This is a genomic window from Halorubrum sp. JWXQ-INN 858 (assembly GCF_009806985.1).
Taxonomy (GTDB): Archaea; Halobacteriota; Halobacteria; order Halobacteriales; family Haloferacaceae; genus Halorubrum.
In genome coordinates this window covers 1-26,531 of record NZ_WUAX01000001.1, presented here as the reverse complement: position 1 = coordinate 26,531, position 26,531 = coordinate 1, and the positions used below count along the sequence as shown (strand labels likewise).

25 protein-coding genes are annotated in these 26,531 nt (G+C 69.1%); 7 read left to right on the top strand and 18 right to left on the bottom strand.

From position 1 onward, the window contains the following. Positions 1–13: 13 nt before the first annotated feature. From GRS48_RS00120 to GRS48_RS00105, 4 genes are all read right to left on the bottom strand, one after another. A complete protein-coding gene (locus GRS48_RS00120; protein ID WP_159482928.1) occupies positions 14–1,129 on the bottom strand; it encodes a deoxyhypusine synthase in 1,116 nt (371 codons plus the stop codon). A gap of 214 nt (positions 1,130–1,343) precedes the next feature. After that, positions 1,344–1,616, bottom strand: a complete 273-nt coding sequence (locus GRS48_RS00115; protein ID WP_159482927.1) for a ubiquitin-like small modifier protein 1 — start codon at positions 1,614–1,616, stop codon at positions 1,344–1,346. Between the two features lie 54 nt (positions 1,617–1,670). Then, positions 1,671–2,936, bottom strand: a complete 1,266-nt coding sequence (locus GRS48_RS00110; protein WP_235027954.1) for a potassium transporter TrkA — start codon at positions 2,934–2,936, stop codon at positions 1,671–1,673. Beyond that, positions 2,933–4,207, bottom strand: a complete 1,275-nt coding sequence (locus tag GRS48_RS00105; protein WP_159482926.1) for a potassium channel family protein — start codon at positions 4,205–4,207, stop codon at positions 2,933–2,935. Before GRS48_RS00105 ends, GRS48_RS00110 begins: the two co-directional genes overlap by 4 nt. A gap of 191 nt (positions 4,208–4,398) precedes the next feature. Here GRS48_RS00105 and GRS48_RS00100 point away from each other — a divergent pair, with 191 nt between their 5' ends. After that, the gene (locus GRS48_RS00100; RefSeq protein WP_159482925.1) at positions 4,399–5,556 is read left to right on the top strand and encodes an NAD-binding protein; all 1,158 of its coding nucleotides are present in this window, start codon (positions 4,399–4,401) and stop codon (positions 5,554–5,556) included. A gap of 18 nt (positions 5,557–5,574) precedes the next feature. On the opposite strand, the gene GRS48_RS00095 is transcribed toward GRS48_RS00100, so the two are convergent. The 11 genes from GRS48_RS00095 to GRS48_RS00050 form a co-directional block, all read right to left on the bottom strand. Continuing rightward, positions 5,575–5,775, bottom strand: a complete 201-nt coding sequence (locus tag GRS48_RS00095) for a dodecin (RefSeq protein ID WP_159482924.1) — start codon at positions 5,773–5,775, stop codon at positions 5,575–5,577. Between the two features lie 145 nt (positions 5,776–5,920). Beyond that, positions 5,921–6,256 (bottom strand): hypothetical protein, encoded by a 336-nt coding sequence (locus GRS48_RS00090; RefSeq protein WP_159482923.1) that lies wholly within the window; start codon positions 6,254–6,256, stop codon positions 5,921–5,923. A 68-nt stretch (positions 6,257–6,324) separates the two neighbouring features. Then, entirely contained in the window at positions 6,325–6,570 is a 246-nt protein-coding gene (locus GRS48_RS00085) for a DUF5816 domain-containing protein (protein WP_159482922.1), read from the bottom strand. A gap of 42 nt (positions 6,571–6,612) precedes the next feature. Continuing rightward, a complete protein-coding gene (locus GRS48_RS00080; protein WP_159482921.1) occupies positions 6,613–6,978 on the bottom strand; it encodes an iron-sulfur cluster assembly accessory protein in 366 nt (121 codons plus the stop codon). Between the two features lie 59 nt (positions 6,979–7,037). Further along, on the bottom strand, positions 7,038–8,315 hold the full coding sequence (hisD, locus tag GRS48_RS00075; protein ID WP_159482920.1) for a histidinol dehydrogenase: 1,278 nt from the start codon (positions 8,313–8,315) through the stop codon (positions 7,038–7,040). Positions 8,316–8,452: 137 nt separating this feature from the next. Further along, complete coding sequence (locus GRS48_RS00070) at positions 8,453–8,662, bottom strand: hypothetical protein (RefSeq protein ID WP_159482919.1); 210 nt, start codon at positions 8,660–8,662, stop codon at positions 8,453–8,455. 17 nt (positions 8,663–8,679) lie between these two features. Then, positions 8,680–9,639 (bottom strand): phytoene/squalene synthase family protein, encoded by a 960-nt coding sequence (locus GRS48_RS00065; RefSeq protein WP_159482918.1) that lies wholly within the window; start codon positions 9,637–9,639, stop codon positions 8,680–8,682. Positions 9,640–9,810: 171 nt separating this feature from the next. Then, positions 9,811–9,981, bottom strand: a complete 171-nt coding sequence (locus GRS48_RS14965) for an HVO_2523 family zinc finger protein (RefSeq protein ID WP_200840178.1) — start codon at positions 9,979–9,981, stop codon at positions 9,811–9,813. A gap of 191 nt (positions 9,982–10,172) precedes the next feature. Beyond that, positions 10,173–10,688: a twin-arginine translocation signal domain-containing protein gene (locus GRS48_RS00060; protein WP_159482917.1), complete on the bottom strand. Its 516-nt coding sequence runs from the start codon at positions 10,686–10,688 to the stop codon at positions 10,173–10,175. Between the two features lie 98 nt (positions 10,689–10,786). After that, positions 10,787–11,368, bottom strand: a complete 582-nt coding sequence (locus GRS48_RS00055; protein ID WP_159482916.1) for a cysteine hydrolase family protein — start codon at positions 11,366–11,368, stop codon at positions 10,787–10,789. Positions 11,369–11,915: 547 nt separating this feature from the next. Beyond that, positions 11,916–12,683 carry an IclR family transcriptional regulator gene (locus tag GRS48_RS00050; protein ID WP_159482915.1) on the bottom strand — a complete coding sequence of 256 codons (768 nt, stop codon included), beginning with the start codon at positions 12,681–12,683 and terminating at the stop codon, positions 11,916–11,918. Between the two features lie 405 nt (positions 12,684–13,088). On the opposite strand from GRS48_RS00050, the gene GRS48_RS00045 reads away from it, so the two are divergent. After that, positions 13,089–14,129 (top strand): LLM class flavin-dependent oxidoreductase, encoded by a 1,041-nt coding sequence (locus tag GRS48_RS00045; protein ID WP_159482914.1) that lies wholly within the window; start codon positions 13,089–13,091, stop codon positions 14,127–14,129. Positions 14,130–14,206: 77 nt separating this feature from the next. After that, on the top strand, positions 14,207–15,289 hold the full coding sequence (locus GRS48_RS00040) for a mandelate racemase/muconate lactonizing enzyme family protein (protein WP_159482913.1): 1,083 nt from the start codon (positions 14,207–14,209) through the stop codon (positions 15,287–15,289). Positions 15,290–15,366: 77 nt separating this feature from the next. Here the strand turns inward: GRS48_RS00040 and GRS48_RS00035 are convergent, their stop codons facing one another. After that, a complete protein-coding gene (locus tag GRS48_RS00035; protein WP_200840174.1) occupies positions 15,367–16,539 on the bottom strand; it encodes an MFS transporter in 1,173 nt (390 codons plus the stop codon). A gap of 153 nt (positions 16,540–16,692) precedes the next feature. On the opposite strand from GRS48_RS00035, the gene GRS48_RS00030 reads away from it, so the two are divergent. After that, positions 16,693–17,643 carry an LLM class flavin-dependent oxidoreductase gene (locus tag GRS48_RS00030; RefSeq protein ID WP_159482912.1) on the top strand — a complete coding sequence of 317 codons (951 nt, stop codon included), beginning with the start codon at positions 16,693–16,695 and terminating at the stop codon, positions 17,641–17,643. Between the two features lie 34 nt (positions 17,644–17,677). Here the strand turns inward: GRS48_RS00030 and GRS48_RS00025 are convergent, their stop codons facing one another. Further along, positions 17,678–19,741, bottom strand: a complete 2,064-nt coding sequence (locus GRS48_RS00025) for a hydantoinase/oxoprolinase family protein (protein ID WP_159482911.1) — start codon at positions 19,739–19,741, stop codon at positions 17,678–17,680. Between the two features lie 153 nt (positions 19,742–19,894). Beyond that, a complete protein-coding gene (locus GRS48_RS00020) occupies positions 19,895–21,304 on the bottom strand; it encodes an MmgE/PrpD family protein (RefSeq protein ID WP_159482910.1) in 1,410 nt (469 codons plus the stop codon). A 283-nt stretch (positions 21,305–21,587) separates the two neighbouring features. Here GRS48_RS00020 and GRS48_RS00015 point away from each other — a divergent pair, with 283 nt between their 5' ends. From GRS48_RS00015 to GRS48_RS00005, 3 genes are all read left to right on the top strand, one after another. Continuing rightward, complete coding sequence (locus tag GRS48_RS00015) at positions 21,588–23,354, top strand: hydantoinase B/oxoprolinase family protein (RefSeq protein ID WP_159482909.1); 1,767 nt, start codon at positions 21,588–21,590, stop codon at positions 23,352–23,354. A 149-nt stretch (positions 23,355–23,503) separates the two neighbouring features. After that, positions 23,504–24,859, top strand: coding sequence for a CapA family protein (locus GRS48_RS00010; RefSeq protein WP_159482908.1), 1,356 nt, complete (start codon positions 23,504–23,506; stop codon positions 24,857–24,859). 144 nt (positions 24,860–25,003) lie between these two features. Continuing rightward, the gene (locus GRS48_RS00005; protein ID WP_159482907.1) at positions 25,004–26,479 is read left to right on the top strand and encodes a hydantoinase B/oxoprolinase family protein; all 1,476 of its coding nucleotides are present in this window, start codon (positions 25,004–25,006) and stop codon (positions 26,477–26,479) included. Positions 26,480–26,531 lie beyond the last annotated feature (52 nt).

Here is a 26,531-nt window from a genome sequence, read left to right as displayed (position 1 = left end):
GGCGTCCGCGGGCTCAGTTCTCGATACGCTCGCGAGCCGCAGCGACGAGCAGCGGGAGCATCACGGTCGCGTCGCCGTAGACGGAGGCGTTGCGCGCGTCCGTCTCCAGTTTCCCCCACGAGCGCGCCTCCTCCAGCGTCGCCCCGGAGAGCCCGCCGGTCGCCTCCGGGTCCATCGTGATCTGGACGGCGTAGTCGTACGCGCGCGGCGTGACGAGCATCGTCTGGAGCGTGAAGTTCTTCGGGACGCCGCCGCCGACGAGCAGACAGCCTGCCTCGTCGGCGTCGAACGCGAGGTCCGTCAGCGGCGTCATGTCCGCGAGCGCGTCGAGCGTGAAGTCGGCGGTCTGTCCGTACATCCACGCCTGGAGCCCGAGGACGGAGTCCTGCACGGCCGGACAGTAGACGGGCACGTCCGACTCGTAGGCGGCCGCGGCGACGCCGGCGTCCTCGGGGACGCCCTCGCGGTCGTTGACCGCGGCGTTCGCACGCCCGAGTTCCGCACACAGCTCCGCGATCGAGACGGAGCCGCCGTCGGCCGCCGCCTCGAGCGCCGGGAACACCTCCTCGCGGAGGTGGCCCTCGAACTCGGCGAAGTGCTCCTGGGGAAGGTAGACGTTGTAGATCCGGTCGACGCCCTCCTCGCGGAGGGTCTCGTCGTGCTCGCGGAGCGTGCGCTCGGGGTCGTGCGTCCGGCCGTGGTGGTGTTTCCCGCCGATCGCCTCGATCGCGTCGTGCGTGAGGTTCGCGCCGGTCGTCACGAGCGCGTCGACGTAGCCGTCGCGGATCAGATCGGAGACGACTCGGCGCATCCCCGCGGGCACCATCGCGCCCGCCAGCGAGAGGAACACCGTGCAGTCGTCGGAGTCGAGCATCTCGGCGAGGACGTCGCCCGCCTCGTGGACCGACGCCGCACCGATCCCCGCGTCGCCGTACTCCTCGAGCAGCTCCGCGACGGTCATCCCCGCCGCGACCCGCGTGTGTCCGACCGGATCCGTCGAGAACTCCTCGCGACAGGGGGCGTGGCCGTCGTGTTCCTCGCCGTCGTGTTCCTCGCCGTCGTGTTCCTCGCCGTCGTGGCCCTCGCTGTCGTGCTCCTCGCCACCGTTGCGGTCGTGGTCGTCGCTCATTGACGGACGTGTGACCCGCCCGCGTTTGAAACGACCGATCGCACTCCCGGTCGCTCGTCGGCCGGGACCACGATCGAGGTCAAGGCTGGCACCAGGGACGAAGCCGGGACTGGAGCCGAGGCTGAGGTCGAGACTGGAGCCCAAACCGGGATCGGGCTGTGGCCGGGATCGGGCTGTGGCCCGGGCCGAGTCCACGGCCGCGGCCCGCGACCGGTTACCCGCCGCTCACGGGCGGGAACAGCGCCAGCTCGTCGCCGGCCTCGAGGGGTTCAGCCAGCCCCTCACCGTGGTACACGTTCCGGCCGTTCCGGAGAACGTTGATGTGATCGGCGATCCCCCCGTCGTCGAGCACGCGCTCGCGCAGATCGGGGTGTGCCTCCAACAGGGCGTCGACGGCGTCGCCGACGGTGTCGCCGGCCTCGACGTCGACCTCGACGACCCTGTCGCCGGCGATCTCGGCGAGGTCAGCGAACAGCTTCCACTCCATACGTCAACCCCGGCGGGCCGCCCTAAGAGGATTACGCCCCGGCCCCGACTGGGGTCATTCGTTCTCTCCGTCCCCCATCCCGCCCCCTCTCGCGTCGGGATCGTCCTCGTCCGTCGGCGACCCGTCGCTTCCTCCCGTCTCGGACTCCGCTGGCCGCGCCGCGGCGTCCGCCTCGAACCGGCGGATCGCGTCGGGACGTCCGACCAAATACACCGTATCACCGGCCGCGAAGGTGTACGCCCGTGCCGGGATCGCCTGCACCTCGCCGCCGATCGACCGGACCGCCGCGACGACGGCGGCCACGTCGCCGACCGCGGTGCCGACGAGCCCGCTGTCGCGCGCGACGCTCACGGCCGCCATGGTCTCGTCGGCGGTGCGGAGCAGCGAGGCGAACTGGCGGTCCGCCTGCGGCTCCGCCGGGAGCGTCAGCAGTCGGTACCCGCCCTCCACGGAGAGCTTCGCGGCGTCCGCCTCGTCGAGGACGACGGTGGCGACGTCGTCCGCCACGCCCCGGAGCTCGCCGGTGGCGACGCGGACGGGGTCGGGGTCGGTTCGCCACACCTGGACCATGTCGCCGGCGGTCGCGTTGTTCGGGGGGTCGGCGGCGATCGCGACCGCGGCCCGACCGGGCGCGAGGGTCGGCCCGATCCCGGTCGCCCGCGATCCGACGGCGAAGTACTCGAGGGTCCCGTCGTCCGCGAGGTCGACGTCGACGTGGCCGACGCCGTAGTCCGTCTTCACCCGGTCGACGAGTCGCTCGCGAAGCGCCTCCGTGGTCAGCCGGCGGGAGAAGAACAGCGTCTTCCCCGCGATCTCGGCCTTCTTCTCCGTGGAGACGGGTTCGTACGTGTCCATGTCCGCGATCTCGTCGGCGTCGGGGAGCGTCACCGCCGTGAAGCGGCCGACCGACTTGACGACCGCGCTCAGGTCGCCGTCGAGGCCGGCGACGCCGGTGAGCGCGAACACGTCGACCGCGACCCGATCGCCCGCGTAGCGTCCGGCCGGGGAAACCGCCGCCGCGAGACCGAGCGCGACCACGTTGAAGAAGACGCCCTCGGGCGTGAGGAGCACCGACTCCCCGCCGCCCACGAGGTCGCCGAGCGAGGCCGTGTTGAGGTACAAGGCGACGATGGCGACGCCGAGTAGGACCGCGACGCCCTCCGGGATCTCCGTCCGGAAGTACCAGCGGTACACGAGCGCGGCCGTCCCGGAGACCACGACCGCGAGGACGGCGAACGTCGCCAGCGTGATCGCGGCCGCGTACGGGTCCCCGAACGTGACCTGAGCGATCCCCACGGGGTCGACGGCGGACGGGTTCATTTCGCCACCTCCGCGAACCGATCGAGCGCCTCACGGTTCCCGACGACGAACAGCTCGTCGCCCGCCGTGAGCGCCTGTGAGCCGCGCGGAGCGACCGTCCACGAGTCGTGACGGGACGCGAGGATGGCGACGTCGTACGCCTCACGGACCCCGATATCGCCGATCGTGTGTCCGTCGAGCGGGCCGTCGGCAACGACCGAGACCCGTCGGAACCGTTTCCCCGCGCGACGGAGCAGCGTCGTGAGTTCGTACTCCGTGCGGGTCCCGCGCGAGAGCACGATCACGCGTCCCCGATCGGCGCGCAGCAGCGCGGCCGCGTCCGATCGATCGACCGCGACGGTCACCCGCCCCTCGCCGCCGGTCGTCGTCGGCGAGACCGGGGTCGGGGCCGGCGCCGTCTCGCCGCCGTCGGTCCGCGCCGTCCCGCTTCCGTCCGTTCTGGCCGCCCCGTCGCCGTCCGTCGGGGTCGGCTTCGCGGAGCTCTCGTCCTTTTTCGGCCCCGCCTTCCCGTCAGACTTGGCGGCCAGTAGCGCCCCCTCGACGACGAGGTCGGGCGTGACGACCCGAACCACGTCGCCGCGGGCGAGCCCGGTGGGGACGAGCGCCGGCAGCGACACCGCGCGCTTGCCGGACGGCACGCGCTTCGAGAGCCCGCCCGAGGGCGGCGCGGCCGACACCGTCGCGCGGGCCTTCTCGTCTATCGACACGGAGACGTCGGTGAGTTCGAGCTCGGTTCGGAGCCGCTCCGCGAACCGCTCCTCTAAGTCCGCGAGCTGGGCTTCCGCCGGGAACGTCCACTCCCCGTCCGCGATCGCCTGTCTGGTCGCGGCGGGCAGCGGCGGGTACCCCTCCATGTCGCCGACCTCGCCGACGACGGTGACGCGGACCCGCCCGTGCCCCCCGACGAGCTCGATGACGTCCGTCGAGAGCGTCCGGTCGCGGAGCTTCCGGAGCGAGAGGCGTTTCGGCGCGTTCGCGCCGAGTTTGTCCCCCTGTGCGTGTGCGTACAGCGCCAGCATCAACACGACGAGGATCGCGGTCAGGAGCGCGGGAGCACGCTCGGCCGACCGGATCGTCTCGTCGTTGAGCGCGAGCAGTCCGCCGTTGATCCCCGCGATCGCCAGCGCGAGGACGACGACCCCGAGCCCCGGGACCGTCACTCCGGTGAAGTACTTGAAAACGAACCCCAATATCCCGGCGACCAGCGCGGGGATGATCCCCGTGATGACGCCGAGATAGATGCCGAAGAGGATCTCGACGGGAAGCGACATACCCCCATCTCCGTCGGAGAGGTTAAACCAGTACCGTCATGCAGACGGCCCTGGCTCCCGCCGATACACGGGATCACGATCGGCGGATCGGAGACCGAGGTCGCCGACGAACGGAGTCGATATCGACGGGTCGAGGTATCGGGTCGCCGTCCTTGGGGGGTTTTAAGTCCGACCTCGGCCACCGGGCGAGTATGAAGTGGAGCCGGGAGTGGGTGTCGGTCAGGGCGTCGATCGGCCTGACGTTCGCGGTCGCCCTGCTGTCCATCGTCGTCGGGCTGTTGCACATCAGCGGGTTCAGCGTGCAGGGGCCGCTCTCGCCGTACATCCCCGACATCGTCAGGCGGACGGTCGGCTTCACCGGGACCATCACCGGCTTCTCGATGCTGGGGAGCGGGTTCGCCCTCAAGCGGGGCTATCGGGTCGGCTGGTACACCACCGCCGTGTTGCTCCCGCTCACCGCGATCCAAGGGCTGATGCAGGTGTCCGTCTTCTCGCTCCCGCTCGTCGTGCTGTCGGTCGTCTCGGTGCCGGCGCTCGTGTTCAACCGCGGCCGGTTCGATCGATCGTACTCGCCGTCGCCGACCCAGCTCGCGGCGGGGGCGGCGCTCGCGAGCGCCATCGCCTACGGCACCGTCGGGTCGTACGCGCTCCGCGACGAGTTCGACGGGATCGAGACGATCGTCGACGCGTTCTACTTCACGGTCGTCACCGCCTCGACGGTCGGGTACGGCGACATCACGCCCGAAACCGGCACGTCGTCGGACATCGCCCAGCTGTTCGTGCTCTCCTCGCTGGTGATGAACGTCGCCGCGTTCGCCGTCGCGCTCGGGGTCCTCCTGACGCCCGCCATCGAGGCGCAGCTGTCGAAGGCGCTCGGCAAGATGACGGAGAAACAGTTCGACCTCCTCAGCGACCACGTCCTCGTGCTGGGCTACGGGGAGCTGACCGAGCCGATACTCGAACAGCTCGCCGATCGGGACGTCGTCCACGCCGTGGTGACCGCGGACGAGTCGGCGGCCCGCGCGCTCGGCGAGCGAGACGTCCCCGTCCTGACCGCGGATCCGAGCGACGTGGAGCCGCTCGAGCGCTCCCACGTCGAGGACGCCCGGGCCGTCATCGTCGCGACGACCGACGACGCCCGCGACGCGTTGGCGATCCTCACCGCGCGACAGCTCGCGCCCGACGTCCGTATCGTGGCGGCCGCCACCCAGCGGGAGAACGTCGATAAGCTCCGCCGGGCCGGCGCGGACCACGTCATCTCGCCGGCGACGCTCGGCGGACACCTCCTCGTCGGCACCGCGTTCGAGACGAACGGTCGACGGACTCCGGGCCCGGCCCAGGACGACTGACGCCGCGCGATCGGCCGGTCAGTCCTCGAGCTCGAAGGCGATCTCCACTTCCGCCTGGTACTCCCGCTCGGGAGCGTTCTTCACCTCGACGCCGAACTCGACCACCTCCGCCCAGTAGACGTTCTGGAGGGTGTCCTCCGCGCGGTCGATCGCGTCGTCCGCGGCGGCGTCGAAACTCTCGTCGCTCGTACCGATCAGCGTGATCTTCTTGAAGACCATGTCGGTTGCTACTTGCACGCACGGACTTATAAAAGCAGGCGCCGCCGAACCCGTCGACCGTCGAGGCGGAGACGGTTCGGTGCCGCCGGCCGCGCCCGAGACGGTGACTGGTGGTCGCGGATCGTTGGTCGTGTTCGGGACGGTCTCAGGGACTGCCGGCCGCGCCTTCCATCACGGTGAAGTCGTCGCCGTCGACGCCGATCACCGCCCAGTCGTACGGCGGCTTCATCGACGTCAGTCCGTCCCGGAGCGCCGCGGCGTTCTCGCGCCACGTGACGAAACAGCGGAGCCGCGGCGTCTCCCCACCGTCCGCGAGATACGGTCCGAGGTCGTCGACACCGTCCGAACACAGCGTCGTGACGTGTACACGACGCCACTTCCGCTCCGCGACGAACTCCCGTCCGCCGTCGGTGACGGTGTATCCTAGTTCGCGAAAGACGTCTCTGGCCTCCGTCGTCGGTGGGATGCTCGCAGGGGCCATCTACCCTCACGTTCGCCCGCATGCGTGATAAACTTTCTCACGATCTGGTTGTCACGGTCACGACGCGCTCATTCGTGGGCGGCGTCCCACTCGTCGGCCTTGCGGAGGTTCCCGCAGTCGTTACACTCGATCCGGCCCATGGTGTCCACCGCGGTGTCGAGCGAGCCGCAGTTGTCACAGTAAAACCCCCAGCGATCCTGCCTGCTATCGTCCGAAAACACGACGTAGAACCGTCCTTCGGCCCCGCGCTCGGCATGCCCCCGGTCGATGTACACTCGCTCGTTCTCGCCCGTCGTCGCGGCTTCGAGTTCCATACCGTACGATAGCCGCCTGATCGACTTAAAAAGGTGGCCCGATCAGGTTCGGAACGACTCGCCACAGCCGCATTCGGAGACGACGTTCGGGTTCTCCACGTGGAAGCCGGCCGCCTGCAGCCCGTGTTCGTAGTCCAGTTTGCTCCCGCCGATGTAGTTCCGGCTGGCGGGGTCGACGAACACGCGGAGCTCGTGATGCTCGACGACGAGGTCGTCCTCCTCGGGCTCCGTGTCGAAGCGCATCCCGTAGGAGAGCCCCGCACAGCCGCCCTGCTGTACGAACAGTCGTAGTCCTGCCACGTCGGTGTCGAGCCCCTCGCCCTCCAGCAGCGAGAGCGCCTCCGTGGCGGCGTCGGGCGTCACCTCGATGGCCGCGTCGTCGATCGGCCGGGCCGGTTCGGTACTCATGGACCAACGTACCCGTTGGAGGGGCAAAACGTTGGCGGCGGATCCACGGTGGGACGCCGTCAGTCGAACCGCGTCCGCACGCTCTCGGCGTGGGCTTCGAGCCCCTCCGCTTCGGCGAGCGTCGTCACCGTGTCGGCGATCCCCGCGAGCGCGTCGCGGTCGAGCCGCTGGACCGTCGACGACCGGAGGAACGTGTCCGTCGAGAGCCCGCCGTACCGCTTCGCGCCGCCGTTGGTCGGCAACACGTGGTTCGGGCCGGAGGCGTAATCGCCCGCGGCGACCGGGGAGTACGGCCCGAGGAAGACGGAGCCGGCGCTGGGGATCCGGTCGAGCAGCGCCTCGTCGTCGTCGGCGAGGATCGTGAGGTGCTCGGCCGCGTACTCCTCGGCGAACAGAACGGCCTCCGACATCGACCGCGCCGTCAGCACGCCCGACGCCTCGTTTGCGAGCGCCGCGCGGATCGTCTCCGTCCGGTCCCGCTTCGGAGCCCCGTCCTCGACGGCCGTCGCGACCGTCTCGGCCAGCGCCGCGTCGTCGGTGACGGCGACGACCGACGCGTTCGGGTCGTGTTCCGCCTGTGCGAGCAGCTCGGCCGCGACGAACTCGGGGTCGGCCGTCCCGTCGGCGAGCACGAGCACCTCGCTCGGGCCGGCGAGGAAGTCGATCTCCACGTCGCCCTGCACCGCCGCCTTCGCGGCGGTCACCCACTTGTTGCCCGGGCCGACCACCTTCGTCGACCGGGTGACGGTCTCGGTGCCGTACGCGAGCGCCGCGATCCCCTGTGCGCCGCCGGCCTGGTAGACGGCGTCCGCGCCCGCCTCGTGGATCGCGGCGAGGGTGACCGGGTTGATCTCGTCGGCGGGCGGGGTCGCGACCGCGACGTGGTCGACGCCCGCGACCGTCGCCGGGATGACGCCCATGAGCGCGCTGGAGGGGTACGCGGCCGCGCCGCCGGGGACGTACACCCCGGCCCGGTCGATCGGGCGGAACCGGCGACCCAGCTCGCGGCCGTCGAACTCCTCGCGCCAGTCCTCGGGCCGCTGGCGCTCGTGGAACGCCCGGACGTTGGCGGCGGCCTCGCGGACGGCGTCGAGCACGGGGTCGCCGGCGTCGTCCAGCTCGGCGTGGGCGCGTGCGGCCTCGTCCGTGACGTCGATGTTGCCGACGCTCACCCCGTCGAACTCCTCGGAGAACTCGCGCAGCGCCACGTCGCCCTCCTCGCGCACCCGGTCGACGATCGCTTCGACGTCCTCGCGGACCGCCTCCACGCCGGCGTCGCGCTCGAAGAAGGCGCGCCGCTCCGCGGGGGAGAGGTCGGCGACGGCTCGTACGTTCATACCCGTCGTCGGGGCCGACGGGAAAAGGGCGTTCCGGCTTGGGGCCGGCGGGTCCCCTCGTCCCGTTCGGTCGGCTGTCCCGCACGGCTCCGCGCAGTCGGCCGTCCCACACGGCTCCGCGCAGTCGGCCGTCCCGCTCACTCCATCGGCCGGATCCCGACGGCGTCCAACGTCGCCAACACGAACAGGCCGGCCAACAGCGCGGCGGCCGCGAACAGCAGCGGCGCGGACAGCAGGACGGCGACGTCGTACGGCGCGACGAGCCGGGTCGTTCCTCGAACGACGAAGGAGGCGGCAACGAGCGCGAACGCGAGCAAAGCGAGCCGGACGAACCTGGCGCGGTGCATCGGTCGTCTCGTCCCCCTCAGTCGGTCCGAACGACGGTCGGGTCCGGCGGTCCGTGCCGCCGCGTGCCCGTCTCGCCGTCGAACCCGTGGCTCACCGTGTAGAAGACGGTCTCCGGGTCGCGGTTCCACTGCCAGGCCCACCGGGTCCGCGCCAGCAGCCACAGCTTGCGCAACAGCGACAGCTGGGGGGTCGTCGAGACGGTGTCGTAATCGAGATCACGGATGAGACGGTGGTGGTCGGCGTAGAGGACCGCCGCGAGCAGCACCGCGAGCTGGCAGTCGTCGGGCAGGTGCTTGATCCCCGCGATGCCCTCCTCGTAGAGCCGCTCGGTCCGGGCGAGGAGCTCGCGCATCGCGGCCGCGAGCCCCTCGTCGAACTCCCGGTCCAGCACCTGTTCCTCCGTGACGCCGTGTCGGCGAAGCGTCGCTATGGGGAGGTACACCCGGTTCCGGTCGACGACGTCCTCCCCGACGTCCCGCAGGAAGTTCGTCATCTGGAACGCCTCGCCGAGCTTCGTGGCGTGCGGTAACGCCGCCGCCTCGTCCTCGACGTCCATGATCGCGGTCATCATCCGCCCGACCGCGGCCGCGGAGCCGTCCATGTACTCCTCCAGGTCGGCGTACGTCTCGTACCGGTCGACGTCGATGTCGGACGCCATGGCGTCGATGAACGCGTCGACGTCCGCGTCGGGGATCGCGTACCGGGAGCGGACCGTCGCGAACGCGTCCAGTACGGGGTCGTCGGTCGGTTCCTCGCCGAGGGCGGCCCGTCGCAGCCGCTCGAGCTCCGCACGCTGCTCGTCCGGCGGGGCCGTCTCCGCCGCGTCGACGACCTCGTCGGCGACGCGGAAGAAGCCGTACAACACGTACGTCGGGTGGCGGATCCGCTCCGGGAGCAGCCGGGTGGCGACGTGGAACGTCTTGCCCGTTCGGCGCTGGATCCGTTTCCCTTCGGCGACCTGGTTCCGGTCTACCATGCTGGCTCCGAAAGATCCGCAGGGAGGGTCGCAAGCGGGTCGCCCAACATAACATCGGGTTCGGACTGCACGGACATAACAGTTCGCACATCGTCGATTTTGCGGTGCCGTGGCGGGGGAGACCGATCGGATCGGCCGTCCCTCCGTCGGACGTACCGCCGCAGGATCGCCTCAATAGAACGTGTCGCTGCAGTCGTACACCACGCCGTGTCTCGGACAGACGTACTTGCAGTGTCGGTGGTCCATCGACGAGCCACAGAGCGGACAGGGGCGCCCCTGTCGGCGGACGGGCGCGTCGGCTTGGTCATCCACGGGTCCCGAATCAGCGTTCCCCTCCGTCATGCCGGCCCGGTCGAACCGCCGAGGGTTAATTCCCCCGTTCGACCGCAGCGGTGGTGTCGTCTCCGGCCGCGACCCCCCTTTCACTCCACTCCAAGTCTCTCCCGACTCCCGGTCTCACTCCACTCCAAGTCTTTCTCGATTCCCGGTCTCACTCCACTCCCGGTCTCACTCCACGTCTCTCGACTCCGGTCTCACTCTCCGGCGAGCGAGTCGTACAGAGTCTCGGCTACGTCCGCGTCGTCGAACGACAGCGTCACGACGCCGTCGAAGTCGTCCCCGGCGAGCGCGTCGACGGTCGCCTCGTCCAGGTCGATCTCGCGGACGGGATCGCCGTCCAGCGTCATCTCGATCGCGAACGGTTCCGGGTCGTCGGTCGCCCCCTCGTCCTCGAGGGTCGACCGGAGCGCGTCCCGGCCGTCGTCGGTGAGCTCGAGCGCGACGACGTGGTCGTCGCCGCTGGGGTACACGCCCTCGACGTGCGACAGGTCGGCCGCGTCGAACAGCGTCGTTCCCGTCGACCCGTCGTCGAGCCGGGCCACGAACGGCGCGTCCGGGTCGACCGCGACGTATCGCGACTCCTCCTCTTCCGTGTCGTCCGCGTCGTCGGCGAGCGGGTCGTCGACCGTCGACGCGCCCACGAGCCCGACGACGCCCACGGCACACGCCGCCCCGAGCCCGCCGATCACTCCGCGTCGGGAGAGTTCCATACGCACGGCTCGCCGTCCCGCCTCAAAAGGGTTTCACGCCGATTCGCAGGAGTGATAACCCGGACGGCGCGCCTCCGATCGGTCGGCCGAACGCCGGCTCAGGCGGACGCGTCGAACGCGACCGCGTCGAGCGTCGTCGTCTCGCCGAACAGCCAGCCGGCGTGCTCGACGGCGTACGCCTTGTGGTCGTCGGTGAGGTACCCCAACGCGTCCTCGACGATCACCGGTCGGTAGTCGCGCAGCCCGGCGCTGCCGGCGGTGTGTAACACGCAGACGTTCGCGAGCGTCCCGCAGATCAGGAGGTCGTCGATGCCGTGCGCCTCCAGATACCCCTCGAGACCGGTCCGGTAGAACGCGTCGTACGTGTGTTTCTCGACGACGTGATCGCTCCCGCGGACGTCCAGGTCCGCGACGAGCTCGGCGTCCCACGACCCCTCCACGACGTGTTCGCCCCACCGCTCGAACTCGTCGTAGTAGTGGTTCCCGTCGAACTGTCCGGGCGGATGGACGTCCCGCGTGTACACGACCGCAGCGCCGGCGTCGCGAGCGCGACCGACGAGGTCGGTCACCGGCCCGATCGCGGCCTCACTGGGCTCCGAATACAGGCTCCCGTCCGGGTGACAGAAGCCGTTCTGCATGTCGACGACGACGACCGCCGCGTCGTTCGGATCGTACGGCATAGACAGGAGTTCGGCCCGTAGCGACAAAAACCCGGTCCGTGAGTCGTCGACGGCTCGGTGGCGGACGTGAGCGACGGCCGAGAGATAAATATACTACTATTGCTCTTAAATACCAAAAATATATACTATTCTGTTATTGGATGGCTTGGCACTCACTGCATTCCGATGTACTTCGAATATCGGTGCTTTGACTGCTATTGCGGTTCTTATGCCTTGTAAGGCCTCAATCACGTTATGTTCTATGCTCGTTCTTCATTGATTATTAGATGGTGGTATATTCAACAATCAAAAAGAAATACATTCATCAAAATTTATATTTCTTGCCATACCGGCTATGTCCTTCTCTCCGTTTCAAACCTCGCCAAGAGTCGTTCCGACTCGGTTCGTCTCGTTCGAGGAAGCTCCTTCGTCCCCGGCCGGCTTTCGTCTTCGTTACAGGCGTATTATTGTAATTTACATCGGGTGTAATACGTCCTGTTCACGGGGACACGATCGGGGGTGGGACGTCGCCGTTCCGTCTCGGGTGGCGGATCGTCGACGTGGCGGCTCAGGACTCGAACTCGATCTTCAACTCGAGCTCGTTCGCCTTCCCGAGGAGCATGTTCGGGATCTCTTCGTTGAAGCGCTCCCCTCGCATGCGGTAGGACGGGCCCGACACGCTCAGCGCGCCGAACACGTCGCCGTCGGGGTCGAACACCGGCACTCCGACGGTTCGAAGCCCGTGCATCCCTTCCTCCTTGTTGAACGCGTACCCGCGCTCCCTGACCGCCGCCAGCTCGTCGTACAGCTCGTCGGGGTCGGTGATCGTCTGGTCCGTTCGGGCGGGGAGCCCGATCCCGTCGACGATCGCCTCGATCCGGTCCGGAGGGAGGTGCGCGAGGATCGCCTTTCCCGCGCCGGTCGCGTGGAGGTAGATCCGCTTCCCGATGTTCGTGTTCGTACGCACCGCGTACTCGCCGGTTCGTCTGTGGACGAAGACGCCCTTCCCGTGCTCCTCCACGATGAACTGGCACCGTTCGTTCGTCTCCTCGGCCAGCTGGGCGACGATCGGTTTCGCCATCCGGTAGGCGTCGTGGTTGGTCCGGGTGTACTCGCCCAACCTGAGGAACTTGAACCCGATCGTGTAGGTGCCGTCGTCGTTCGTGACGTACCCCGTCTCCTCGAGCGTCGCGAGGTGGCTGTGAACCGAGCTCTTGGCCATGTCGAGATGGGCGGCGAGTTCGGTCACTCCCGCGCCGTCGAGTTCCCGGAGCGATTCGAGGATCTCCAGTAGCGTCCGCGAGGCGTTCACCGTCCGTGGTTTCGGGGCGGTCATGGCACCCGTTACGGGGAGGTGCTACATATACGTTCGCCTATTGTGAACAGGTACCAAGGAACCGGATCGCCCGTCTCGGCGACGGGACGATACGTACCCCCGAAGAGTGTCGCGATATTCGAACCGACTTATCGAGTCCCGTGACAATGAGTACCAAATCTCGTTCGCTACGAGCGAACGGATGGATCCGATCGGCGATCCGCAGGATCGTCGCACCGTAGCAATATTTGCCGGCGGTGTTGTTAATACACGATCCGAACGGTTCGTATAAATCGCCCCTTCGTTCGCAACACGCGAACGCACATTCGCGACGTGCCGACGGTGTGGATCATCTCCGATCGCGCGGGAGAGAGCTCCCTTACCGGCGTCGGCGGAGTTAAGCGGTCACACGGTGACGGGATCCGTATGAAGTTCGGCTACGGACTGTTGACGGGGCAACGGCCGCCGGGGTCCGACGCGTCCTACGAGACGGTGTACGAGGAGACGCTCGCGCTGGCGGCGATGGCCGAGGAGTACGGCTTCGACACGGTCCACACGTCGGAGCACCACTTCTTCGACGACGGGTACTCCCCGTCGGTGCTCCCGCTGTCAGCGGCGATCGCGCGGGAGACCGACAGCGTCGGGATCGGAACCAGCATCGCGCTCGCCCCGCTGTACGACCCGGTTCGGCTGGCGGAGGACGCCGCGACCGTGGACATCCTGTCCGGGGGACGGTTCACCCTCGGGCTGGCGAACGGCTACATGCAGCGGGAGTTCGACGTGTTCGACTCCCCGCGCCGACAGCGAGCCAAGCGCGTCGAGGAGACGGTCGAGATCTGTCGACGCGCGTGGGAACCGGGCTCGTTCGACTTCGACGGCGACCTCTTCGCGTACGAGGACCTCCGCGTGGAGCCGAAGCCGGTACAGGAGGGCGGCCCGCCGATCCATCTGGGCGGGACCTCGGAGCCGGCGATCCGTCGGTCCGCCGACCTGTGTGACGGCCACATCGGTATCGTCTACTACGACGGCGCGATGCAGTACAAGTCCTCCTTCGAGCAGTTCGCCGACAACGTCGAGCTCCTCGAGTCGATGCGGGACGTCGCCGCCGACGCGTTCACTCTCTCGGTGATGCAGTACACGCACGTCGAGAACGACCCGGAGGGGGCGTGGGAGACGCTCGAACCCCCGCTCGTCTACTCGCGGCGGAAGTACGCCGAACACGCCGACAACCGGGACGCCTCGCGGTGGGACCGGGAGACGATGACCGACGAGCGGCTCGCCGGGCTCCGGGCCGGCGCGATGGTCGGCGACCCCGAATCCGTGATCGAACGGCTCCGCGCGTACGAGGACGCGGTCCCGGGCGAGCTCCACTTCCTCGCCCGAATGTGGCATCCGGGGCTCTCGTTCGAGGAGCACGCGGACGCGCTCCGGCTGTTCGGCGAGGAGGTCATCCCGGCGTTGTCCTGATCGACGTCCTCGCCCCGTCCTCCGGCGAACGGCTCGGCGAATAGCTTTATATTGAGGTGTGTCCACACGGATCAGTAATGGAGATCACTCACACGGACGTGGCCGGCGTCGAGGTCCCGTTCGCGGACGACTTCCCCGTCAGCTACGGGATCGAACACAGCACGCACCACGTCTTCGTTCGGATCGCGACGGACGAGGGACTGACCGGGTACGGTGAGGGCACGGCGCTTCCGTGGTTCACGGGCGACGTGACGGCGGGCTTGGAGTCCGTCGCGGACGACTGGATCCGACCCCTGATCGAGGGCCGGACGCTCGAGGGGGCATTCACCGAGCTGACCGCGTTTCAGGACGACTTCCCCGGGGCGTACGGCGCGACGGCCGCCGTCGAGATGGCGCTGCTCGACCTGCAGGCGAAACGGCTCGACGCGCCGCTCCACCGGCTCCTCGGCGCGGCGGTCCGCGACGAGATCCCCGTCGTTTCGGTCCTCCCGGCGCTCGGGCCCGAGGAGACGGCGGACCGGGCGGCCGCGACGGTGGCGGATGGCTACACCCGACTGAAGGTGAAGGCGGACGGCGACGTCGACGGGGACGTCGCCCGGATCAACGCGGTGCTCGCGGAGCTCCCCCCCGACGGCACGCTCCGTGTCGACGCCAACACGTCGTGGGGGACGTACCCGACCGCCGCGCGGGCCATCGACGGGATCGACGACTTGGAGCGGATCGAATACCTCGAACAGCCGGTCGGGGTCGACCGGGTCGACCACATGGAGCGGCTGTGGGCCGACTTCCGCGTGCCGGTGTTCGCCGACGAGTCCGTCGGCGAGGTACGCGACGTCGAACGGTACGCCCGCGACGCGTCCATCCCCGGCTTCCATCTCAAACTCGCCAAATCGGGGTCGCTGCGCGAGCTCGCGCGGATGGCGACGAGCGCCCGCCAGCACGGGATGACCGCGTCCGTCGTGAGCGCGTTCGGGACGTCGCTCGAGGCGTCGGCGAACCTCCACCTGGCCGCGGTCGTGACGAACCTCTCCGCGGGCGTCGAGATCTGTACGGACCTGCTCGCCGACGTCGAGGGCGTCCCGCCCATGGACCAGGCACCGACGATCCCGGTCCCCGACGGACCGGGGGTCGGGGTCGAACTCGGCGACTCGCTGTTCTGACCGTCTCGCGGGGATCGCCCGCTCAGCGAGGGCGGCTTCGACGGGGATGCGACGCCGCGAGGCGGCCCCGCAGCGTATCAGTCGGCCGGCAGGACGAACACGAGCACCAACGCACACAGGCAGACGCCGGCCAGCGGCACGAACACGTACTCGAACGACCCGCGGTCGGCCAAGGCGCCGACGACCAGCGGGCCCGCCCCGCTGACGGTCATGAACACGGTTCGGAGGAGTCCGAGCCCGCGTCCCTTCATATCGGCCGGGAGCCGGTTCGTGAGGTACGTGTGTGTCACGGGGGTGAACCCGAGGAGCGCGCTCGAGAGGACGGTCAACGAGACGATCCCGACGATCCCGTCGACGAAGGGGGTCGCCGCGAGCGCGAGCACCGTCACCGTTCCGAGGACGTACAGACAGGGTTTGATCCCGAACCGGTCCATGCCGGCCCCGGCGAGCGGCTGGACGACGACCCCCACGGCGAAGAACAGGCCGAAGACGAGCGACGCGACCGCCGGCGCGAGCGACTTGACCTCGACGAGGTACGTCGGGTAGAACCCGGCGAAGCCCTGCCACGTGAAGAACGCACAGATCTGGACCACCGCGACGATGAGGACCTGCTTCGACCCGACGTTCCGAACGACGTATCGGAGCGAGCCGAGCGACACGCGGGCGGCGGAGGCGGGCGGGCCCGTCCGGGCGGGGACGAACCTCCACAGGCCGACGGCCGCGAGCAGGAACAGCGGGACCAACAGGCCGAACCCGACGCGCCAGGAGTAGTACGCCGCGAGGGCGCCGGCGGCGACCGGGAGCACGGAGTTTCCGACGTTCCCGGCGGCGAGGGTCACCCCGATGGCGGTGCCGTCGCGTCTCGTGTACACGTCGGTGAGTATCGAGTACCGTAGCGGCCCGTACGGGGCGGTCGCCAATCCGAACAGCACGGTCGCCGCCACGAGCGCGGCGACGGTCGTCGAGAGCGCGAGCGCCGCGAGGACGGCGGCCGCCCCGACGGTGCTCGCCACGAGCACGCGGCCGCCCCCGAACCGGTCGCCGGCGAAGCCGCTCGGGAGCTGACAGAGCGCGTACGTCGTCCACATCGCCGTCAGCAACAGCCCGGCCGTCGTGAGGTCCAGCCCGAACTCGGCGCGAAGCTGTGGCAGGATCGCCGGGAAGATCAGCTGCGTCCCGAGCGCGAGGAACCAGCCGCCCGCGACGGTGAGCAGGATCGGCCCGCGGCCCCCTTCGCGGAGGTCACGCACGGTCGAGCGGATCGGTCCGACTACGGCAAACGATGACACGGTGGGTACGGTCCCCCGGTTTCGGGTCAGCGGTCAAAGCCGTGTCGAAGCCGGTAACCTCGGCGGTTCCGGCGGGCGACGTAGATTTAAATGACCCGTTCGCGTAGCGGGGACATGGAATTCGCCGTGAACGTTCCAACCAGTTGCGGCTCGGGCGAGTACACGAACCTGGCGTTCTGTGACGCCATCAGTTGGGAGAAACAGCGCGACTTCGGGACCGGGATCGAGGCGCTCGGCTTCGACGGCCTCGCCGTTCCGGACCACCTGATCACGGGCAACGGGTCCACGATGGAGTGTCTCACGTCGATCACCGCTCTCGCCGCCGTGACGGAGGACGTGTACCTCTACCCGAAAACGATCAACAACCCGCTCCGACACGCGCCGTTGCTCGCCAAGGCGATGGCAACGCTCGACGTCGTCAGCGACGGCCGCCTCAAGCTCGGAATGGGCGCGGGGTGGAAGGCGGACGAGGCGGAGGCGTACGGCTACGAATGGCCGGACGCGCCGACCCGCCTCCGGGAGCTCGAGGAAGCGATCGAGCTCACGAAGGAGCTCTGGACCGGCGAGCCGGTCACGTACCGGGGCGACTACTACGAGCTCGACGACGCGATCTGCAAGCCGACACCGGTCCAGGAGCCGGCCCCGCCCATCATGGTCGGCGGCGGCGGGGAGGAGTTCACGCTCCGCATCACCGCCAAACACGCCGACGTGTGGAACTACTGGGGGCCCCTCGACGTCATGACTCGGAAGCTGTCGGTGCTCGCGGACCACTGTGAGACGTATGAGACGGAGTACGACGAGATACAGAAGTCGTGGTTCGCACGCTGTGTGATCCGCGAAACCGAGGCGGAAGTCGAGGAGCTGCTCGACGTCGTTCCCCGGTTCCGCCCGGAGAACGCCGCGGAGGGCGAACACTTCCTGGTCGGAACGCCGGAGACGGTGGCGGACGACATCCAGCGATACGTCGACGTCGGCATCGACGAGGTCGTCGTCGAGTTCGTCGACTTCCCCCGCCTCGACGGTGCGGAGGTGTTCGCGGAGCACGTGATCCCGCGGTTCGACTGACCCTGATCCCGCCGTCGCGGCCCCGTCGGCCGTGTTATTCCGCGTGGCTCGTCTCGATGAGGAGGTTCCCGAACGAGTCGGTCCGGCAGCGCTGTCCGGGGTAGACGACGGTCGTCGTGTCGCTCTGCTCGACGATCGCCGGCCCCTCGAACGCCTCGGCGGCGGGCAGGGCCGATCGGGCGTACACCGGCGTCTCGTAGGAGCCGTCGTCGACGAAATGCGCCTCCCGTGCGGTGACCTTCGCGTCGTCGAGGGACCCGTCCGCGGCCGGGGTCGGCATCGAAAGCCTCTCGGGCGTGTACGAGTGGACCGCCCGGAGGTTCACGAACTCGACCGGGTCGTCGACGTTCTCGTGGCCGTACACCTCCTTGTGGCGGTCGTGGAACCGGTCGCGGATCCGGTCGACGACCGCCGCGTCGTACGCCTCCGCGTCGGGGATCGAGAGCTCGATCTCGAACGACTGTCCCTCGTACCGCATGTCGGCCTGAAACGCGACGTCGACCGCGTCGAGCGGCACCCCTTCTCGAGTCATGGCCCGTTCCCCGCGGTCGACGAGGCGCGCGTATCGGTCCTCGAGATCGCCGGGGGTGAGGTCCGCGAGCGACCGGAGGAACGTCGTCTCGTGGTCGTGTTCGACGGCCGCCGACAGGAGCCCGCTCGCCGAGAGGACGCCGGGCGACCGCGGGATGACGACCTCGGGGATCGAGAGCTCCTCCGCGAGCCGCCCGGCGTGGATCGGGCCCGCCCCGCCCATCGCGAACAGGCTGAACGAGCGGGGATCGAAGCCGCGCTGGACGGTCGTCAGCCGGAGCTGCTGGGCCGTCTTCGTGTTCAGTATCTTGTGGATCCCTTTCGCCGCGTCCACGAGGTCGTAGCCGAGGGGGTCCGCGACCTCGGACTCGATCGCGGCTCGCGCGGCGTCGACGTCCAGGTCCAACGAGCCGTCCGCGAAGTTCTCCGGGTTCAGGTAGCCGAGGACGACCGACGCGTCCGTGACGGTGGGACGTTCGCCGCCGCGGCCGTAGCAGGCGGGGCCGGGGTCCGCGCCGGCGCTCTCCGGGCCGACGTGGAGGCTGTCCGCCTCGTCGAGGCTGGCGATCGATCCGCCGCCGGAGCCGATCGTGTTGATGTCGACCATCTGCATCCGGAGGGGGTAGCCCTGGATCTCCCCCTCGCTCGTGATCTGTGCGGCCCCGCCCTCGACCAGCGAGACGTCGCTCGACGTCCCGCCGATGTCGATCGTTATCAGGTCCGGCCGGTCGATCCGACCCCCGATGTCGCTCGCGCCCGAGACGGCGGCCGCCGGCCCCGAGAGCACGGACCCGACCGGCTTCTCCTGCATCAGCTCCGCCCCGGCGATCCCCCCGCGCGACTGCATGATCTGGAGCTCACAGCCGATCCCCTCCTCGTGCAGCATGTCGTTCATCCGCGCGATGTACGACTCGATCACCGGCCGGAGGTACGCGTCGAACGCCGTCACGACGAGCCGCTCGTACTCGCGGAAGCGCGGGTTGATCGACGACGACAGCGAGACGTCCACCTCCGGGAAGGCGTCCGCGATCAGCTCGGCGGTGCGCTCCTCGTGGTCGGTGTTCGCGAACGAGAAGAGGTAACAGACGGCGATCGAGTCGACGTCGTGTTCGTCGACGAGTCGCGTCACACCGTCGAGGACGTCCGCCTCGTCGAGCGGGGTGAGGACCTCCCCGTCCGGGCCGACCCGCTCCGTGACCTCCGCGCGGCGTTCACGCGGGGCGAGGAACGTCGGCGTCTGTTCGTCCAAGAACAGGTCGTACATGTCCTGCCGCTTCTGTCGACCGATCGCCAGCGTGTCCCTGAAGCCCTCGGTCATGAGGACGCCGACCCGGCCGCCCTCCCGTTCGATGACCGCGTTGGTCCCGGCGGTCGTTCCGTGAACGAGCCGCTCGACGTCCGCGCGCTCGCCCGACGTCTCGGCGACGATCTCGTCGATCCCGCGTCTCACGCCCGTGATGAGGTCCTCGGGCGTGGTCGGGACCTTCGTCGAATACACTGCATCGTCCTCCCGGGCGACGACGTCCGTGAACGTCCCGCCGATATCGATCGCTATCTGGACCGTCATACACTGTCACGTGGATTGGTATCATACATAACGGTTTGCGTCGCCGACTATCAAGGGAACTCGTATCGCCGACTATCAAGAGATCTCGTATCGCCGAACATCGGGAATCTCGTATCGTCGGACACCGAAAGTCCCGTCGACCCCCCGGCCGCCTCAGTCGTCCGTTACGGGGCAGGACGCGCCGTCGAGTGCCGCCCCCACCTCGGCGACGGGACGGTCGGTCGGCATGGACAGGACGCGCGTCTCGAGTTCCGCGGCCCCCGTCCCTCCCAACAACGGCTCCGCCAGGTCGCGGTACTTCGACCGCACCGACGTGTACGGCAGCGGTCGCTCCGGATCGCCGCGGGGGTCGTCCGTCTCGGCGTGCAGCTCCGTCCCGTCACGACGCCTGACCGTCACGGCCGCGCCCATCCCGCCGGTCGATTCGTACCGCGCGGACATCGCCTCGTCGGCGCGGACGTGGACGCGCTCCATCAACGCGTGGACGGCCGGGTCCCGAAGCCGCTCCGCCGAGAGCCACTCGAACCCCGGCGGGTACCCCAGGAGCGAGACCGCGACGACGTACGGGAGGCTGAACTGGGCGTCGAAGACGGTCTCCGGGACCGAATCGAGGCTCGCCCCCTCGTGGAACGTCGCCACGTCGACGCGGTCGATCGCCTCCACGTCGACGCTCCGCGACCGGACCTCGTCGACGCAGTCGAGCGCGGCGTGTGTCCATCGGCAGGAGGAGTACGGTTTCACGGAGACGTCCGAGACGGCGAACCACTCCGCGACGTCGCGATGGAGGACGTCCGCGTCGAACGAGTCGGACGCCGCCATCCGCCAGAACCCCGTCGGGCCATCGAAGACGTCGCGGCTACCGCGGAACCCTCTGGATGCGAGCTCGCCGGCGACGACGCCGCCGAGACACGCCCAGCCGTAGTTGTTCTTCAGCCACTGGAACCGGTCGGCCTCGATGCCGACCTTTCGGACGAGCGGAACTGGCGCGTTCATCGCGGCCATCCCGAGCGCGTCGGCGACGGCCGCCGGCGAGCAGTCGAGCAGCTTCGCGGTCGCGGCGGCCGGCCCGAACACCTGCCACGTCCCGGTCCCGACGACCGCCTTCGACCGCTCCGGCGACGGCATGATTGCGTCGCCGACGCGGATCGAGACCTCGTAGCCGACGATCACCGCCTCGAGGAACGACCGGTCGTCCGTGCCGATCGCCTCGGCGACGGCCAGCGTCGGGGGGATCACGGTCGCGCCCGGGTGGCCGATGGCGCGGCCGCTGTAGGTGTCGTCGTAATCCATGAGGTTCGCGAGGTAGCCGTTGAGGTAGGCGGCGGTCGTCAGCGGGAGCCGTCCGTCGGCGCCTGGGACCGTCGACTCCGGCGTGCCTCCCCGTTCGGCCCAGAACCCCGTGACGGCCTCCGCCTGTGGGAGGCGCGACCCGCCGAGGGTCACCCCGAGGGAGTCCAACACCAGGTGCCGGACGTGTTCGAGCACGTCGTCGGGGACGTCGTCCAGCGAGAACCCGTCGACGAACCGGCCGAGACGCATCGCATGCGTGTCCGTGCCTGCCATGGGTTCGTGTACGGCTCGGGTCGCTTAAACCTATACGACGGGATCGCGGGCGGACGGCGGACGCTTCCACGCGGTCGCGGTGCAGTTGACGGGGACGGAAGCGGCCGTGTCGGCGTCGAAGCGGCATGTCGGGAGCGGCCGTGTCGGCGTCGAAGCGGCATGTCGGGAGTGGCCGTGCCGGCGTGCGGAGCGGCCGTGTCGGGGGCGGCTCCACGACGCGGCGGCTGTCGCGCGTAAATATAAGTACTCAGTCATGGTATGAACCCACACGACACGATTCCTCATGACTATCGACGAGATCACACAGTCGGTCCTTCGACACAAGTTCGACGCGATCGCCGACGAGATGGAGACGACGCTGATCCGCAGCGCGTACTCGAGCATCGTGAAGGAGGCGCAGGACGCGTCGGCGGCGGTCTTCGACCCGGACGGGCGGACGATCGCGCAGGCGATGGCGATCCCCGCACACCTCGGGATGATGGTGCCCGCGGTCGAGAGCATCCTGGATGCGTTCCCGGTCGAGGAGATGGAGCCGGAGGACGTCTACCTGATGAACGACCCGTACGACGGCGGCACCCATATCCCCGACATCACGGTGGTCAAACCCGTCTTCAACGACGGCGAGGTGATCGCCCTCGGGGCGACGATGGCCCACCACCAGGAGATGGGCGGGCTCACCCCGGGAAGCCTCCCGCCGAACGCGACCGAGATCTATCAGGAGGGGCTTCGGCTCCCGCCGTTGCAGTACCACGACCGCGGCGAGATCAACGAGACGCTCGTCTCGCTCATCGAGAAGAACGTTCGGACGCCGTACACGACGCTCGGCGACCTGCGGGCGCAGGTGTCGTCGGTCTCGATCGCGAACCGGCGGATCGGGGCGGTCGCCGGCGAGTACGGGAACGAGGCGTTCGGGGAGGTCGTCGACCGGATAATCGACCACGCGGAGCGGCTGACGCGGTCGAAGATAGCGGAGATCCCGGACGGGTCGTACGCGTTCCACGACTTCATCGACGACGACGGGGTCGAGATGCACCAGCCGATCCGGATCGAGGCGACGGTGACCGTCGACGGGAGCGACATGCACGTCGACTTCACCGGCACCGGTGCCCAAGCGAAGGGCCCCGTCAACTCCGTCCCGTCGGCGACGCTCTCCGGCGTGTACTACGTCGTCCGGGCGATAACCGATCCGACGATCCCGAACAACGCCGGCTGTTTCCTCCCGGTGGAGGTGACGATGCCGGAGGGCTCGCTCGTCAATCCGCTCCCGCCCGCCCCCGTGAACGCTCGGAGCTTGACGGTCAAGCGGATCGTCGACGTCCTCTTCGGGGCGCTCGCGGAGGCGGCCCCGGAGAGCGTCACCGCCGCCGGGAACGGACAGCTGCTGTCACACCGGTTCAGCGGCTTCGACGACGACGAACGATGGATCTACGGTGAGGTCGGCGCGGGGGGGAGCGGTGCCCGCCCGACGAAGGACGGGCTCGACTGCATCGACACCGACATCACCAACTGCATGAACACGCCGGTCGAGGCGACGGAGTTGTCGGCTCCGATCCGGGTGCGTCGCTACGACCTCTGGCGTGACTCCGGCGGGCCCGGGAAGCACCGCGGCGGGCTCGGCTACCGGAAGCAGTTCGAGCCGTTGGTCGACGGCGTGACGTTCACCCACCGCCGCGACCGGCACGATTTCCCGCCGTGGGGGATCCACGGCGGCCGCCCGGCACCGACGTGTCGAACCGACGTTCACCGCACGTCCGGCGAGACGGAGTCGCTCCCCTCTCAGGCGATCGTCCGACTCGACGCCGGCGACGTCGTGGACGTGCACACGACCGGCGGCGGCGGCTACGGTCGGCCGATCGATCGCCCCGTTGAGGCGGTGGTGCGCGACCTCCGAGAGGACCGGGTGTCGGAGGCCGTCGCCGAGACCGAGTACGGAGTCGTGCTCGCGGACGGCGGGGTCGACCGGGAGGCGACGCGCGCCCGTCGCGACCGGCTCCGGGCGGAACGCCCCGCCGGGACGTTCGATCGAGGGGACGGCCGGGTGGCCGACTGAGCGGGGTCGAACTGGACTGACGGGAGCTGAAGGGAGTCGAAAGGGGTCGAATTGGGGTGAACGGAGCCGACGGGAATCGGGTCCGGTCCCGAACGAGGGACCCGGCGAACGCCCCGTGTATTGAATACGATCCCCTACGGGCAAGTGGTATGGACACGGACGACACGTTCACGCTCACCGCGGCCGGCGACGCGATACTCAACCGACGACTGCGGGTGTTCGACGGGGAGGAACCGTTCCGGGCGATCGTCGATCGGGTCAGAGAGGCCGACCTCTCGGTCGTGAACCTCGAGACTCTCCTCCACGACTACGAGGGATACCCCGCGGCGAACGCGCCCGGGACGTACATGCAGTCGCCGCCGTGGGTCGCCGACGAGCTGACGTGGGCGGGCTTCGACGCGTTCGCGGTGGCGACCAACCACGCGCTCGACTACTCACACGGCGGGATGGAGGCGACGATGCGCGAGCTGGAGGCGCGGGCGATCCCGTACTCGGGGATGGGGACCACCCTCACCCGGGCCCGCGCGCCGGCGTACGTCGACACGCCCGCCGGGCGGTGTGCGCTCGTTTCGGTCTGTTCGACGATAACCCCCGGAAGCGTCGCGGGCGAGCGCGGGCCGGACGTCGGCGGCCGTCCGGGGATCGCGCCCCTTCGGCTGGACACCCGATACCGACTGCCGCCCGACGCGATGGAGCGCCTGCGGGAGACGAGCGAGGCACTCGGCCTGGAGGACTTGAAACGCCGCCGCGCGGAGCTCGGGTTCCCCATCCCCGGCCACGACGACGACGCCCTCCGGCTCCTCAACCTCGACGGTGGCGCACACCCCGCGTTCGAGGTCGGGGACGAGTTCGCCGTCGAACAGCGGGCCCGGGAAGCGGACGTCGCCGCAGTCATCGACCGGATCGAGGACGCGAGCCGGCAGGCCGACTGGGTCGTCGTGTCGTTACACGCCCACGAGGGCGCGCAGGGTCGAAGCAACGACCACACGGTCCCGCCGTTCCTCGAGTCGTTCGCGCGGTCGTGTATCGACCACGGCGCGGACGCCTTCCTCGGGCACGGCCCCCACGTCCTCCGCGGCGTCGAGGTGTATCGCGGGTCGCCGATCTGGTACAGCCTCGGGAACTTCCTGTTCCAGAACGAGACCGTGGAGTTCGTCCCGCCCGAGATGTACGAGCGGTACGGCCTCGGCGACGACGACCTCCCGTCGGCCGCGTTCGACGCGCGCGTGTTCGACGACGGGGAGCGGACCGGGTTCCTCGGCGACCGCGCGTTCTGGGAGAGCGTCCTCCCGGTGTGTACGTTCGACTCGGAGACGAAGGAGCTCGAGTCGGTGCGGCTGTACCCGCTGGACCTCGGCCCCGAGAAGCCCCGCCCACGCCGCGGACGGCCGCTGCTGGCGAGCGGCGAGCGCGCACAGGAGATCCTCGGATCGATCGCCGAACTCTCGGAACCGTACGACACGGAGTTGGTCGTCGACGGCGACCACGCGCGGGTAGCGCTGTAGGCGGCCGAACGTGACGACGGGAGAGACGGTGGCCGGTCGTGTCGACGGGAGGCGGTCGGTGAGCGCGTCGACGGGAACCGTCCGTCATGCGTTTAGCTAACATGACCCAGAGATTTATGCCCGCTCGGCAAGTCTGATCGCCGGATGAGTGCCCGAACCCCACCCGCCGAGGGAGACGTCGACGCCGTCACGCGGTCGGTCCTGCGACACAAGTTCGACGCGATCGCCGACGAGATGGAGTCGACGCTGCTCCGCAGCGCGTACTCGAGCATCGTGAAGGAAGCACAGGACGCGTCGGCGGCGATCTTCGACCCCGACGGGCGGACGATCGCCCAAGCCGTCGCGATCCCCGCTCACCTCGGGATGATGGTGCCCGCGGTCGAGAGCGTCCTGGAGGCGTTCCCGACCGGGGAGATGGAGCCGGAGGACGTCTACCTGATGAACGACCCGTACGACGGGGGCACCCACCTTCCCGACATCACGGTGGTCAAACCCGTCTTCAACGACGGCGAGGTGATCGCCCTCGGGGTGACGATGGCGCATCACCAGGAGATGGGCGGGAAGACGCCCGGGAGCATCCCGACGGACGCGACCGAGATCTATCAGGAAGGGATCCGGTTCCCGCCGCTACGGTACCACCACCGTGGGGCCGTCAACGAGACCGCACGGGCCGTTCTCGCGAAGAACGTCCGTATCCCGGACATCGTTCTCGGCGATCTCAACGCCCAGATATCCGCGGTGACGACGGGCGAGCGGCGGCTGGCGGCGGTCGCCGACGAACACGGAAACGGCGCGTTCGCCGCGGCGGTCCAACAGATAATCGACCACGCGGAGCGGTTGACGCGGTCGAAGATAGCGGAGATCCCGGACGGGTCGTACGCGTTCCACGACTTCATCGACGACGACGGGGTCGAGATGCACCAGCCGATCCGGATCGAGGCGACGGTGACCGTCGACGGGAGCGACATGCACGTCGACTTCACCGGCACGGACGAGCAGGCGACGGGTCCCGTGAACGCGGTGCCCGCGGCGACGCTCTCCGGCGTGTACTACGTCGTCCGGGCGATAACCGACCCCGACATCCCGAACAACGCCGGCTGTTTCCTCCCGGTGGAGGTGACGATGCCGGAGGGATCGCTCGTCAACCCGCTCCCGCCCGCCCCCGTGAACGCGCGGACGGTGACGTTCAAGCGGATCGCCGACGTGCTGCTCGGCGCGCTCGCGCAGGCGGTTCCGGACCGGGTGTCGGCCCCGGGAAGCGGCCAGCTGGCGGCGTTGACCTTCGCCGGGATCGACGACGAACAGTGGATCTACGGCGAGGTCGGTGCGGGGGGGAGCGGTGCCCGCCCGACGAAGGACGGGCTCGACTGCATCGAGACCGACGTGACGAACTGCATGAACACGACGGCCGAGGCCACGGAGATCGAGTACCCGATCCGCGTCCATCGCTACGACCTCTGGCGTGACTCCGGCGGGCCCGGGAAACACCGCGGCGGGCTCGGCTTCCGGAAGCGGTTCGAGACCCTCTCGGACGACGTCACGCTCACACATCGGCGCGACCGACACGACTTCCAGCCGTGGGGGTTACGGAGGTGGCAAGGAGAAAGCCCCGTGCTTTAGCGCGGGGATGAATCCGACAACGCCCTGCGCCAACTACGCCAACGATCTGACC